The following is a 13,091-nucleotide window of genomic DNA, read 5'->3' as shown; positions in this document are numbered from 1 at the left end:
ATGACCCGCGTGATCGCCGGCGTGGCCGGTGGACGCCGTCTGGCCGTTCCGCCAGGGACCGGTACCCGCCCCACCTCCGACCGCGCGCGCGAAGGTCTCTTCTCCACCTGGCAGTCCCTGCTCGGCGGACCCCTGGACGGCGAACGGGTCCTCGACCTGTACGCGGGCTCCGGCGCCGTCGGCCTGGAGGCCCTCTCCCGGGGCGCCGGCCACGTCCTGCTCGTCGAGGCCGACGCCCGCGCCGTCCGCACCGTCCGGGAGAACGTCGCAAGCCTCGGTCTGCCCGGCGCCGAGGTCAGGGCGGGCAAGGCCCGCCAGATCATCCAGACACCGCCGCCACAGCCGTACGACCTGGTCTTTCTGGACCCGCCGTACGCCGTCTCGGACGACGATCTTCGGGAGATCCTGCTCACACTCCGCACGGAGGGGTGGCTCGTGGCGGAAGCCCTCGTCACCGTGGAGCGCAGCACCAGAGGCGGCACCTTCGACTGGCCGGAGGGCTTCGAGGGGATCCGGTCCCGTCGCTACGGCGAGGGAACGTTTTGGTACGGTCGCGCCGCCTCTACGTGCGAAGACGCACGATGACCGGACCGGAGAGCGAGGGATCACAAGTGCGCCGCGCCGTCTGTCCCGGGTCGTTCGACCCGATCACCAACGGACATCTCGACATCATTTCCCGCGCCTCCCGTCTGTACGACGAGGTCTATGTCGCGGTCATGATCAACAAGTCCAAGAGAGGCCTGTTCGAGATCGACGAGCGGATCGACCTGATCCGCGAGGTCACCTCCGAGTACGCCAACGTCCGGGTCGAGGCCTTCCACGGCCTCCTCGTCGACTTCTGCAAGGAGCGCGACATCCCGGCCATCGTCAAGGGCCTGCGCGCGGTCAGCGACTTCGACTACGAACTCCAGATGGCCCAGATGAACAACGGCCTCTCGGGCGTCGAGACCCTCTTCGTCCCCACCAACCCCACCTACAGCTTCCTCTCCTCCTCCCTGGTCAAGGAGGTCGCCACCTGGGGCGGCGACGTCTCCCACCTGGTCCCGCCGGCCGTCCTCGCCGCGCTCCGGGAGCGACTGAGGAAGGACTGAGCGCCTGACGGCCCGTCACCCGGTGTCCGCCGGACACCTCATGGCCGTACAGTCGTCCCGTCCGTCTCCAACACAGCTGTAGAGAGTGGCGAGCAACCGGTGGACGTGCAGAAGAAGCTCGACGAGATCGTCACGGCGGTCTCCAGCGCCCGATCCATGCCGATGTCGGCCTCGTGCGTGGTCAACCGCGCGGAACTGCTCGCCCTGCTGGAAGAGGTGCGCGCGGCCCTGCCCGACTCCCTCGCCCAGGCCCAGGAGCTGATCGGCGGACGCGAGCAGATGGTCGAGCAGGCCCGCCAGGAGGCCGAGCGGATCATCGAGACCGCCCACGCCGAGCGCGGCTCGCTGATCTCCGACACGGAGATCGCCCGCCGCTCCCAGGCCGAGGCCGACCGCATCCTCACCGAGGCCCGCAAGGAGGCCGAGGAGGTCCGTGCCGAGGCCGACGAATACGTCGACTCCAAACTCGCCAACTTCGAGGTCGTCCTCACCAAGACCCTCGGCTCCGTCGGCCGCGGCCGCGAGAAGCTCCTCGGCACGGGCCCGGGCGTCGACGAGAACGGCTACCAGGACGAGGACGCCCCCGAGCGCAGCCACGACCCCGAGACCCTGCGTCGCGACGCCGACGCCTACGTGGACGCCAAGCTCGGCGCCTTCGAGGCGGTCCTGGCCAAGACCCTGGAGGCCGTCGGCCGCGGCCGCCAGAAGCTGCACGGCCGGATCGCCAGTGACGACCTCGGCGCCCTCGCCGACGACACCACGACCTTCCAGCACTCCTCCGACGCCGACTACCTCGCCGACCTCGCCGCCCTCGCGGAACAGGACACCCCGGCCGAGCAGCCCGACCGGCACCAGCAGCGGTACGACCAGCAGCAGCCGGCCTACGGCTACCAGCAGCAGGCGGACCCGCACACCGGCGGCTACCAGCACCAGACCTACGGCGGCCAGCCGGACCCGTACGGCTACCAGCAGGCCGACCCCTACGCCTACCAGGGCTACGACGCCCAGCAGGCCGCCTACGACCCCCACCAGGCCGCACACCAGCCCCAGCCGCCCCAGCAACCGCAGCACGACCCGCAGGCGTACGCGCTCGACGAGACCAGTCTCTTCGACACGGGCATGATCAGCGCCGAGCAGCTGCGGGCCTACGAACAGGGCCGCGGCCTGTAGCGGCCGGGGACGACGGACCCGGATTGGGCCGTGAGCGAAAGCTCCAGTATCCTGGCTCTTCGGTCGCGTGTATGTCCGCGATCACTGCTGCCCGGAACACCGCAGGGCGGCAGCCCCCGAGCTGAGAAGATCGAAAGCAGGAATGGCTTCCAACGCCCGCCTCGACCACCGCAACCCCCTCGTGTTCGACACGCACGAGCTGGGCCGGCGGCCTGGCGCGCTGCAGCGCCTGACCCGCGAGATCGACGCCCCCAAGGACCTCGGTATCCAGGGGGTCATCGGAGTGCCGGAAGGCGCCCCGGTGGAGCTGGAACTCCGCCTCGAGTCGGTCATGGAAGGTGTGCTCGTCACAGGCACCGCCCGTGCACGGGCCGAGGGGGAGTGCGTAAGGTGTCTGGAGCCGCTCGAGCTGGAGCTCGAAGCGGACTTCCAGGAGATGTTCTCGTACCCTGACGCCGATGACCGGGGCCGCCCCAAGGCGGAACCGGCCGACGACGCCGAGGCAGAAGACGAGGACAGGCTCTTTGTCGAGGACGGCCTGTTCGACCTCGAACCCGTGCTGCGCGATGCGGTGGTGCTCGCACTGCCCATGCAGCCGGTGTGCCGGGAAGACTGCCCGGGCCTGTGCTCCGAGTGCGGAGAGCGGCTCGCGGACGACCCGGACCACCACCACGACGCCGTCGACATCCGTTGGGCGGCACTGCAGGGACTCGCCGGTTCACTCGAAGACGGCGATAAGGACGAGATGAGCGGCGCCGAACCGGGCGTCGACGAGAAGCAGGAGAAGTAGCCGTGGCTGTTCCGAAGCGGAAGATGTCGCGCAGCAACACGCGCCACCGCCGGTCGCAGTGGAAGGCTGCGGTCCCCACTCTGGTTGCGTGCGAGCGCTGCCACGAGCCCAAGCAGCAGCACATCGCGTGCCCGTCGTGCGGCACCTACAACAAGCGCCAGGTCCTCGAGGTCTGAGCGGCTGGTGAGAGGCTTCATGTCTGACGCCAAAGCGACCAACTCCCGCCCGCGCGGGAGTGTTCCGGCGGACAACACGGCCTCGTCCCACACGCTTCTGGAAGGGCGGCTCGGCTACCAGGTCGAGTCCGCCCTTCTGGTGCGCGCGCTGACCCACCGTTCCTACGCGTACGAGAACGGCGGTCTGCCGACGAACGAGCGGCTGGAGTTCCTCGGGGACTCCGTCCTCGGCCTCGTCGTCACGGACACGCTGTACCGCACCCACCCCGACCTGCCCGAGGGCCAGCTGGCCAAGCTGCGGGCCGCGGTGGTCAACTCGCGTGCGCTGGCGGAGGTCGGTCGCGGTCTCGACCTGGGCTCCTTCATCCGGCTGGGCCGTGGTGAAGAGGGAACGGGCGGCCGGGACAAGGCGTCCATCCTCGCCGACACCCTGGAAGCGGTGATCGGCGCGGTCTATCTCGACCGGGGCCTCGACGCGGCCTCCGAACTGGTGCACCGCCTGTTCGACCCGCTGATCGAGAAGTCCTCGAACCTCGGAGCCGGCCTGGACTGGAAGACGTCCCTCCAGGAGCTCACCGCGACCGAAGGCCTCGGCGTGCCCGAGTACCTGGTCACGGAGACCGGCCCCGACCACGAGAAGACCTTCACTGCTGCCGCCCGCGTCGGAGGCGTCTCGTACGGCACCGGCACCGGCCGCAGCAAGAAGGAGGCGGAGCAGCAGGCCGCCGAGTCCGCGTGGCGGTCCATCCGGGCCGCGGCGGACGAGCGCGCCAAGGCGGCGGCACAGGCCGTCGTGGCCGCCGACGGCAGCGTGGACACCGAGTCCGCCACCTCCGCATGATGACGTGCGCCGACGCGCACTGACCACCACGCGACCGAGCGCCCGCCCCGCCGCAGGGACGGGCGCTCGGCCCGTACGAGCACATCGCGGGGGATCCCATGCCAGAGTTGCCCGAGGTCGAGGTCGTCCGACGTGGCCTGGAGCGGTGGGTCGCCCATCGCACGGTCGCCGAGGCCGAGGTGCTGCACCCGCGTGCCGTCCGCCGCCATCTGGCCGGCGCCGACGACTTCGCGCACCGCCTCAAGGGCCACCGCGTGGGCGTCCCCAGCCGGCGCGGCAAGTACCTGTGGCTGCCGCTGGAGGACACCTCCCAGGCGATCCTCGCGCACCTCGGGATGAGCGGGCAGCTCCTGGTGCAGCCGCAGGGCTCGCCCGACGAGAAGCACCTGCGCATCCGCGTCCGCTTCGCCGACGCCCTCGCCACCGAACTGCGCTTCGTCGACCAGCGCACCTTCGGCGGCCTGTCGCTGCACGACACCACGCCCGACGGCCTGCCCGACGTCATCGCGCACATCGCCCGCGACCCGCTCGACCCGCTCTTCGACGACGAGGCCTTCCATCGGGCACTGCGCCGCAAGCGGACCACCGTCAAACGGGCCCTGCTGGACCAGTCGCTGATCAGCGGCGTCGGCAACATCTACGCCGACGAGGCGCTGTGGCGCTCCCGCCTGCACTACGACCGTCCGACCGCGACCCTCACCCGCCCCCGCACCGCCGAACTCCTCGGCCACATCCGGGACGTGATGACCGAGGCCCTCGCCGTCGGCGGCACCAGCTTCGACAGCCTGTACGTCAACGTCAACGGCGAGTCCGGCTACTTCGACCGGTCCCTGGACGCGTACGGGCGGGAGGGGCTGCCCTGCAAACGCTGTGCCACGCCGATGCGCCGACGCCCCTGGATGAACCGGTCCAGCTACTTCTGCCCGAAGTGTCAGAGGCCGCCGCGCGCCTCGTCGTAACGCCCCCGGGCCGCCATGACCTCGTCCATCCGGCCCTCCACCAGGTGGATGAGGCCGAGGAGACGCTCGGCCACCTCATGGCCCAGCGGGGTCAGCTCGTAGTCCACGCGGGGCGGGTTGGTCGGCTGCGCCTCGCGGTGGACCAGGCCGTCGCGCTCCAGCGCGTGCAGCGTCTGGGACAGCATCTTCTCGCTCACGCCGTCCACGCGGCGGCGCAGCTCGTTGAAGCGCAGGGAACCCTCGTGCAGCGCCCCGAGGGTGAGCGAACCCCAGCGTCCCGTCACGTGCTCCAGCGTGCCGCGCGAGGGGCAGGCCTTGGCGAACACGTTGTACGGGAGGTCCTGCTGCGCGGGGCGCTCCTGAATGCCTTCCATACCTCAAGCGTACGGGAAGGCAGCGCTAACCGACAGATTGCACTAACTGAAAGTTAGCGGCGGTGGGCGGGTCGGTCAGTATCCGAAGTTCTGCGTCCACCAGGGCCCGCCGGACCCGAAGTGCACTCCCACGCCCAGCGTCTTGAAGTCGCAGTTCAGTATGTTGGCGCGGTGGCCGGGGCTGTTCATCCAGGCCTCCATCACCGCCGCCGCGTCGGCCTGACCGCGGGCTATGTTCTCGCCGCCGAGGTCGGATATGCCGGCCTTCGCCGCCCGGTCCCATGGGGAGAGCCCGTCCGGGTCGGTGTGGTCGAAGAAGCCGCGTGCGGCCATGTCCTCGCTGAACCGCTGCGCGAGGTTCGCCAGCGCGCTGTTGGCGGACACGGCGCTGCAGCCGACCTTGGCCCGCTCCTCGTTGACGAGCCTCAGCACCTCCGCCGCGGCCTGTGCCTCACCCGAGACCACCACCGGGGTGTCGGCCGTCCGCGGCGCCTTCGTGGCCGTCCTCGACGGGGTCCTGCTCGGCTCCTTCGACGGCGTGGCCTTCGGCTTCTCGGTGGAGGGCGTCGCGCTCGGCGACGCCTTCGAGGGCGAGGCCGAGGGGGAGGCGGAGGCCGGAGCGGAGGCCGACGGCGACGTGGAGCGGCCGGCGTCGCGGCTGGTCGGCGTACCGTCCCGGCCGGTCGTGGCGGAGCCGGACGTGCCGCCCTGCTCCGAGGCCGAGTTGGTCGGCGAGTCGGCGGCCTCCACCTTGTCGCCGGCGCCGCCACCGCCGAGCCTGTAGTTGTCCAGTCCGGGCACCGCGCCCGTGGCCACCGCGACCGTGCCCAGGGCGACCGCCGCGGACATCCCCAGCAGCCCGGTCTTCACCGGCGTCACGCCCTTGCGCTTGCGGCGGCGGCTGGAGCCCGGCCGGCGCGCGCCGCCGTCCGGCGAGAAGCCCTCGGTGGCAAGGACGGCCGTGTCACCGGCGGCGCGGGAGTCCGCGCCGTCCGTGGCGAACAGGTACTCCTGGCTCCGGGCGACGGAGTCGGCGTACGCCTCCTGGTGCAGATACGGGGCGGTGCCCATCGTGGGCCCGTCGCCCGGGTACTGCGCGCCCGGGGCGCCGTCCGCCGGGTACGAGCCGTCCGTGCGGGCGGCCCCGGTGGCGCGGCCCGTGGCGGCGCGGCCGGCGGCGGAGCGTCGGTGGCGTCCCATGTCCTGGCCTTCCTCGTCCAACTCGTCCTGGCGGAGTCCCATCGGTCGACCCGCGCCGGGGCGCATGAGTCCTCATGGTCGACCTGACTCACTCGATCGAGTGAGTTTCATATGAGATTCATTGGGTGGGGACGGTACCTCATGCCGCTGAGGGAGGAAGTGCCCCGAGCGACATCGCCCGGTTAGGTTGCACCCATGAGCGAGGATGTACGGCTGGTCGCCTGGGTGCGCGGACACGTCCAGGGCGTGGGTTTCCGCTGGTTCACACGGGCCAAGGCGCTGGAGATCGGCGGCCTGAGTGGTTTTGCTCTCAATCTGGCCGACGGACGTGTCCAGGTGGTGGCAGAGGGGACCCGGGAGGGATGTGAGGGGCTGCTGGGGTGGCTCCAGAGTGACGACACGCCCGGGCGCGTGGACGGAGTCACAGAGATATGGGACACACCTCGCGGCGGCTATGAGGGCTTCGCGATCCGCTGACGGGCGCGCCCGAAAGGGCCCCGCAAAAGCGGAGGGACATGCCACCGGCATCTGCCCCCAGTGGAAAGGAGCAGGTGGTTGCCAAGAACCGCTTGCGGTGGCAGGCTCCGCACGCAAGGATGATCGCCACGCCCCGAGGGCCCCGCAGTCACCGCAGCGCCGCCGTTCCAGGCCGCGCGCGACCGGGTTGCCCGCCAATACGGGGCGTGATCGTGTTGACCGTCAAACTTTTTGGTGAGACGCTGAAAGCACCCCGCGCACCTAGCTGTTTGGCATGGATGAACGGCAGCACGAACAAGATCCTGCCAACACCGCGGGTGCGAATCCCTCACGACCCACACCGCTTCGGTCGGTCACTCAGTGTGGAGGACCATCCATCATGGCAAAGGCGCTTCTCGGTTACGTCGGCGGCTCCGACCCGCGACTCCTCGCCGAGATGCGACGGCTCCAGCAGCGTGTCCAGGACCTGGAATCCGAACTCGTACGGATCCAGGCCGAGAACGACGCCCTGACGGCTGCCGCTTCTCACGACAGGATCATGGAGAGCATCGACGCACACCAGGCGGAGCCTGCGCTCACCTGATCACTGCACCGCTCCACAACGGCACGCAGTGGTCGGGCGGCTCATATCAACGGCGTCGGACCGCTCAGTTGTCAGAGTTGCAAGGGACGCCTCGGCGTCCCTTCTTTCTTCCCCCGGCCTCCCCGGCTTGCCCGGTCTTCTTTCCCCGCGCATCCTTTCAGTCTCTTTAACGAATGGTGTGCCCTGCGCGTTCATGGGTGAAACCGCGGGTTCATGGAGTGGGACATCCCCGGACGGTAGAGTCCAGCGCCGTGCACCTCAAGGCCCTGACCCTCCGAGGGTTCAAGTCGTTCGCCTCGGCGACCACACTCCGCTTCGAGCCGGGGATCACGTGCGTCGTCGGACCCAACGGCTCGGGCAAGTCCAACGTCGTGGACGCGCTCAGCTGGGTCATGGGTGAGCAGGGCGCCAAGTCGCTGCGCGGCGGCAAGATGGAGGACGTCATCTTCGCCGGCACCACCGGCCGCCCGCCGCTGGGCCGCGCCGAGGTGTCCCTGACCATCGACAACTCCGACGGTGCCCTGCCCATCGAGTACGCCGAGGTCACCATCACGCGGATCATGTTCCGCAACGGCGGCAGCGAATACCAGATCAACGGCGACACCTGCCGTCTGCTGGACATCCAGGAGCTGCTCAGCGACTCCGGCATCGGCCGGGAGATGCACGTCATCGTCGGCCAGGGCCAGCTCGACTCCGTCCTGCACGCCGATCCCATGGGCCGGCGCGCCTTCATCGAGGAGGCCGCGGGCGTCCTGAAGCACCGCAAGCGCAAGGAGAAGGCGCTGCGCAAGCTGGACGCGATGCAGGCCAACCTCGCGCGCGTGCAGGACCTCACCGACGAGCTGCGCCGCCAGCTCAAGCCCCTCGGCCGGCAGGCGGCGGTCGCGCGAAGGGCCGCCGTCATCCAGGCCGACCTGCGCGACGCCCGGCTGCGCCTGCTCGCCGACGATCTCGTACGGCTGCGGGAGGCGCTCCAGGCGGAGGTCGCCGACGAGGCCGCGCTGAAGGAGCGCAAGGAAGCCGCCGAACAGGAGCTGAGAAAGGCGCTCCAGCGGGAGGCGCTGCTGGAGGACGAGGTCCGCCGGCTCACGCCCCGGCTCCAGCGCGCCCAGCAGACCTGGTACGAGCTGTCCCAGCTCGCCGAGCGGGTGCGCGGCACGATCTCGCTGGCCGACGCGCGCGTGAAGAGCGCCACCTCCGCGCCCGTCGACGAACGGCGCGGCCGCGACCCCGAGGACCTGGAGCGCGAGGCCGCCCGGGTCCGGGAGCAGGAGGCCGAGCTGGAGGCCGCCCTCGAAGCCGCCCAGCGGGCCCTGGACGACACCGTCTCCCACCGCGCCGACCTGGAGCGCGAGCTGGCCGTCGAGGAACGGCGGCTGAAGGACGTGGCCCGCTCGATCGCCGACCGCCGTGAGGGCCTCGCCCGGCTGCACGGACAGGTCAACGCGGCCCGCTCGCGCGCCGCCTCCGCCCAGGCCGAGATCGACCGCCTCGCCGCCGCCCGCGACGAGGCGCAGGAACGTGCCGTCACGGCCCAGGAGGAGTACGAGGCCCTGAAGGCCGAGGTGGACGGCCTCGACGCGGGCGACGCCGAACTGGCCGAACAGCACGAGGCCGCCAAACGGCGGCTCGCCGAGGCGGAGGCCGCCCTCACCGCGGCCCGCGAGGCGGCCACCGCCGCGGAACGCCGGCGCGCCGCGACCCAGGCCCGCCACGAGGCCCTCGCGCTGGGCCTGCGCCGCAAGGACGGCACCGGCGCGCTGCTCGGCGCGCGGGACCGGCTGACCGGCCTGCTCGGCCCGGCCGCGGAACTCCTCACCATCACCCCCGGCTACGAGGTCCCGATCGCCGCGGCCCTCGGCGCCGCCGCCGACGCCCTCGCCGTGACCACCCCCTCCGCCGCCGCCGACGCCATCCGTCTGCTGCGCAAGCAGGACGCGGGGCGCGCGGCGCTGCTGCTGGGCGGCGGCCCCGACGAGGTCACCGAGGAGCCGGCGGCGGACGGGCCGCCGTACGCCGCCGATCTGGTGCGGGGTCCCGCCGAGCTGATGCCCGCCGTGCGCCGGCTGCTGCGGGGGATCGTCGTGGTGGGGACCCTCGAGGACGCCGAGGACCTGGTGTACGCGCGGCCCGGTCTCACCGCCGTCACCGCCGAGGGCGACCTGCTGGGGGCGCACTTCGCGCACGGGGGGTCCGCCGGGGCGCCCAGTCTGCTGGAGGTGCAGGCCTCCGTGGACGAGGCCGCCGCCGAGCTGGAGGAGCTGGCGGTGCGGTGCGCGGAGCTGACCGAGGCGCAGCGGGAGGCGGGGGAGCGGCGCGGGGAGTGCGCCGCGATCGTCGAGGAGCTGGGGGAGCGGCGACGGGCCGCCGAGCGGGAGAAGTCGGCCGTCGCCCAGGCGCTGGGCCGGCTGGCCGGGCAGGCCCGGGGCGCCGCCGGGGAGGCCGAGCGGTCCGCCGCCGCGGCCGCCCGGGCCCAGGAGGCGCTGGACAAGGCCGTGCAGGAGGCCGAGGAGCTGGCGGAACGGCTGGCGGTCGCCGAGGAGATGCCCGTCGAGGAGGAGCCGGACACCTCGGTACGGGACCGGCTCGCCGCCGACGGGGCCAACGCCCGGCAGACCGAGATGGAGGCGCGGCTCCAGGTCCGTACGCACGAGGAACGCGTCAAGGGGCTGGCCGGGCGGGCCGACTCGCTGGACCGGGCCGCGCGGGCGGAGCGCGAGGCACGCGCGCGTGCCGAGCAGCGCAGGGCCCGGCTGCGGCATGAGGCGGCGGTGGCGCAGGCCGTCGCCTCCGGGGCGCGGCAGCTGCTCGCGCACGTGGAGGTGTCGCTGCGGCGGGCGGACGAGGAACGCGTCGCCGCCGAGGCCGCCAAGGCGCGGCGGGAGCAGGAGCTGGCCGCCGCCCGCACCGCCGGGCGGGACCTGAAGGCCGAGCTCGACAAGTTGACGGATTCAGTCCACCGCGGTGAGGTACTCGGCGCCGAGAAGCGGCTGCGGATCGAGCAGCTGGAGACGAAGGCGCTGGAGGAGCTGGGTGTCGAACCGGCGGGGCTCGTGTCCGAGTACGGACCGCACCAATTGGTGCCGCCCTCGCCCCCCGCCGAGGGGGAGCAGCTGCCGGAGGACCCCGAGCACCCGCGCAACCAGCCCAGGCCCTTCGCGCGGGCCGAGCAGGAGAAGCGGCTGAAGGCGGCGGAACGCGCCTACCAGCAGCTCGGCAAGGTGAACCCGCTCGCGCTGGAGGAGTTCGCCGCGCTGGAGGAACGCCACAAGTTCCTCAGTGAGCAGCTGGAGGACCTGAAGAAGACCCGCGCCGACCTGCTCCAGGTGGTGAAGGAGGTCGACGAGCGGGTCGAGCAGGTCTTCACCGAGGCGTTCCGCGACACCGCCCGGGAGTTCGAGGGCGTGTTCAGCCGGCTGTTCCCGGGAGGGGAAGGGCGGCTGGTCCTGACCGATCCCGACAACATGCTCACCACGGGTGTGGACGTGGAGGCACGGCCGCCGGGGAAGAAGGTCAAGCGGCTCAGCCTGCTCTCGGGCGGCGAGCGGTCGCTGACCGCGGTCGCGATGCTGGTGTCGATCTTCAAGGCCCGGCCGAGCCCGTTCTACGTCATGGACGAGGTCGAGGCCGCCCTCGACGACACCAACCTCCAGCGGCTGATCCGCATCATGCAGGAGCTCCAGGAGTCCTCGCAGCTGATCGTGATCACGCACCAGAAGCGCACGATGGAGGTCGCCGACGCGCTCTACGGCGTCTCCATGCAGGGCGACGGTGTGTCGAAGGTCATCTCCCAGCGGCTGCGCTAGCCGCACCTTCCGGGCAATCCCCTGCCCATGTTCAAAAGTTGAACACAAACCCCCCACTGCATGGCTGCTTTCTCACATTGCCGGACTGTTGACTTCGAAACTTGAAGGCATAGTCTCGGCAACGTTGCTTTTACCTTCAGGTATCACCTGTAAGGGCTGAACCCCCACGCCGGCAGCGTTGCCGGCGGCCCGAGGAGTGAACGTGACCAGCACAGCGCAGGCACCCAAGTCAGGAGCCCGGACGGCCCACCCCGATCATCTCGGGCACGTCATCTTCATCGCGGCGGCGGCCGCCATGGGCGGGTTCCTCTTCGGCTACGACAGCTCCGTGATCAACGGCGCCGTCGAGGCCATCCGCGGCCGCTACGACATCGGCTCCGCGGCCCTGGCCCAGGTCATCGCCATCGCCCTGATCGGCTGCGCGATAGGCGCCGCGACCGCCGGTCGCATGGCCGACCGCATCGGCCGCATCCGGGTCATGCAGATCGCCGCCGTCCTCTTCACGGTCAGCGCCGTGGGCTCCGCGCTGCCGTTCTCGCTGTGGGACCTCGCCTTCTGGCGCGTCGTCGGCGGCTTCGCCATCGGCATGGCCTCGGTGATCGGCCCCGCCTACATCGCCGAGGTCGCCCCGCCCGCCTACCGCGGCCGCCTCGGCTCCTTCCAGCAGGCCGCGATCGTCATCGGCATCGCCGTGTCGCAGCTGGTCAACTGGGGTCTGCTGAACGCCGCCGACGGCGACCAGCGCGGCGAGATCATGGGCCTGGAGGCCTGGCAGGTCATGCTCGGCGTCATGGTCGTCCCCGCCGTCCTGTACGGCCTGCTCTCCTTCGCCATCCCCGAGTCCCCGCGCTTTCTGATCTCCGTCGGCAAGCACGAGCGGGCCCGCGAGATCCTCGAAGAGGTCGAGGGCAAGGACATCGACCTGGACGCGCGCGTCGCCGAGATCGAGCACGCCATGAAGAGCGAGCACAAGTCGACCTTCCGCGACCTGCTCGGCGGCTCCTTCTTCTTCAAGCCGATCGTCTGGATCGGCATCGGCCTGTCGGTCTTCCAGCAGTTCGTCGGCATCAACGTCGCGTTCTACTACTCCTCGACGCTGTGGCAGTCGGTCGGTGTCGACCCGACGGAGTCGTTCTTCTACTCCTTCACGACGTCGATCATCAACATCGTCGGCACCGTGATCGCGATGATCTTCGTGGACCGCGTCGGCCGCAAGCCGCTCGCCCTCATCGGCTCCGTCGGCATGGTGATCGGTCTCGCGCTGGAGGCCTGGGCCTTCTCCTACGACCTGGTCGACGGCAAGCTGCCCGCCACCCAGGGCTGGATCGCCCTGGTCGCCGCCCACGTCTTCGTCCTCTTCTTCGCCCTGTCGTGGGGTGTGGTCGTGTGGGTCTTCCTCGGCGAGATGTTCCCCAACAGGATCCGCGCCGCCGCCCTGGGCGTGGCCGCCTCCGCGCAGTGGATCGCCAACTGGGCCATCACCGCGAGCTTCCCGTCGCTGGCCGACTGGAACCTCTCCGTGACCTATGTGATCTACACGGTCTTCGCCGCGCTCTCCATCCCGTTCGTGCTGAAGTACGTGAAGGAGACGAAGGGCAAGGCCCTGGAGGAGATGGGCTGACCG

At 70.9% G+C, this 13,091-nt stretch carries 13 protein-coding genes; 11 read left to right on the top strand and 2 right to left on the bottom strand.

Features of this window, described 5'->3' with window-relative positions; all coding sequences use genetic code 11:
• The 7 genes from rsmD to mutM all read left to right on the top strand — a co-directional run bounded on the left by rsmD (nt 1) and on the right by mutM (nt 5,027).
• A complete protein-coding gene (gene rsmD, locus ALMP_RS39895) occupies nt 1–585 on the top strand; it encodes a 16S rRNA (guanine(966)-N(2))-methyltransferase RsmD (RefSeq protein ID WP_264936896.1) in 585 nt (194 codons plus the stop codon).
• 26 nt (nt 586–611) lie between these two features.
• On the top strand, nt 612–1,091 hold the full coding sequence (gene coaD / locus ALMP_RS39890) for a pantetheine-phosphate adenylyltransferase (RefSeq protein ID WP_264936926.1): 480 nt from the start codon (nt 612–614) through the stop codon (nt 1,089–1,091).
• A 99-nt stretch (nt 1,092–1,190) separates the two neighbouring features.
• Nucleotides 1,191–2,261 carry an ATP synthase F0 subunit B gene (locus ALMP_RS39885; protein ID WP_264936895.1) on the top strand — a complete coding sequence of 357 codons (1,071 nt, stop codon included), beginning with the start codon at nt 1,191–1,193 and terminating at the stop codon, nt 2,259–2,261.
• Between the two features lie 142 nt (nt 2,262–2,403).
• Complete coding sequence (locus ALMP_RS39880; RefSeq protein ID WP_264936894.1) at nt 2,404–3,051, top strand: DUF177 domain-containing protein; 648 nt, start codon at nt 2,404–2,406, stop codon at nt 3,049–3,051.
• 2 nt (nt 3,052–3,053) lie between these two features.
• Complete coding sequence (gene rpmF, locus ALMP_RS39875) at nt 3,054–3,227, top strand: 50S ribosomal protein L32 (protein WP_003951102.1); 174 nt, start codon at nt 3,054–3,056, stop codon at nt 3,225–3,227.
• A 19-nt stretch (nt 3,228–3,246) separates the two neighbouring features.
• The gene (gene rnc, locus ALMP_RS39870; RefSeq protein WP_264936891.1) at nt 3,247–4,068 is read left to right on the top strand and encodes a ribonuclease III; all 822 of its coding nucleotides are present in this window, start codon (nt 3,247–3,249) and stop codon (nt 4,066–4,068) included.
• 98 nt (nt 4,069–4,166) lie between these two features.
• Complete coding sequence (mutM, locus tag ALMP_RS39865; protein WP_264936890.1) at nt 4,167–5,027, top strand: bifunctional DNA-formamidopyrimidine glycosylase/DNA-(apurinic or apyrimidinic site) lyase; 861 nt, start codon at nt 4,167–4,169, stop codon at nt 5,025–5,027.
• Here mutM and ALMP_RS39860 read toward each other — a convergent pair.
• Both ALMP_RS39860 and ALMP_RS39855 read right to left on the bottom strand, forming a co-directional pair.
• On the bottom strand, nt 5,000–5,401 hold the full coding sequence (locus ALMP_RS39860; RefSeq protein WP_264936889.1) for a helix-turn-helix domain-containing protein: 402 nt from the start codon (nt 5,399–5,401) through the stop codon (nt 5,000–5,002). The genes mutM and ALMP_RS39860 overlap by 28 nt on opposite strands.
• A gap of 75 nt (nt 5,402–5,476) precedes the next feature.
• Nucleotides 5,477–6,601, bottom strand: coding sequence for a CAP domain-containing protein (locus ALMP_RS39855; protein ID WP_264936925.1), 1,125 nt, complete (start codon nt 6,599–6,601; stop codon nt 5,477–5,479).
• A gap of 195 nt (nt 6,602–6,796) precedes the next feature.
• Between ALMP_RS39855 and ALMP_RS39850 the strand changes: the two genes are divergently transcribed.
• The 4 genes from ALMP_RS39850 to ALMP_RS39835 all read left to right on the top strand — a co-directional run bounded on the left by ALMP_RS39850 (nt 6,797) and on the right by ALMP_RS39835 (nt 13,088).
• Complete coding sequence (locus ALMP_RS39850) at nt 6,797–7,078, top strand: acylphosphatase (protein WP_264936887.1); 282 nt, start codon at nt 6,797–6,799, stop codon at nt 7,076–7,078.
• A 379-nt stretch (nt 7,079–7,457) separates the two neighbouring features.
• Complete coding sequence (locus ALMP_RS39845) at nt 7,458–7,661, top strand: hypothetical protein (protein ID WP_058922942.1); 204 nt, start codon at nt 7,458–7,460, stop codon at nt 7,659–7,661.
• Between the two features lie 251 nt (nt 7,662–7,912).
• The gene (smc, locus tag ALMP_RS39840) at nt 7,913–11,467 is read left to right on the top strand and encodes a chromosome segregation protein SMC (RefSeq protein ID WP_264936886.1); all 3,555 of its coding nucleotides are present in this window, start codon (nt 7,913–7,915) and stop codon (nt 11,465–11,467) included.
• A gap of 202 nt (nt 11,468–11,669) precedes the next feature.
• Nucleotides 11,670–13,088 carry a sugar porter family MFS transporter gene (locus ALMP_RS39835; protein WP_264936885.1) on the top strand — a complete coding sequence of 473 codons (1,419 nt, stop codon included), beginning with the start codon at nt 11,670–11,672 and terminating at the stop codon, nt 13,086–13,088.
• Nucleotides 13,089–13,091: the final 3 nt, after the last annotated feature.

The sequence above is a fragment of the Streptomyces sp. A012304 genome (genome assembly GCF_026008495.1).
Classification (GTDB): Bacteria; Actinomycetota; Actinomycetes; order Streptomycetales; family Streptomycetaceae; genus Streptomyces.
This window is presented reverse-complemented; position numbering and strand designations above follow the sequence as displayed.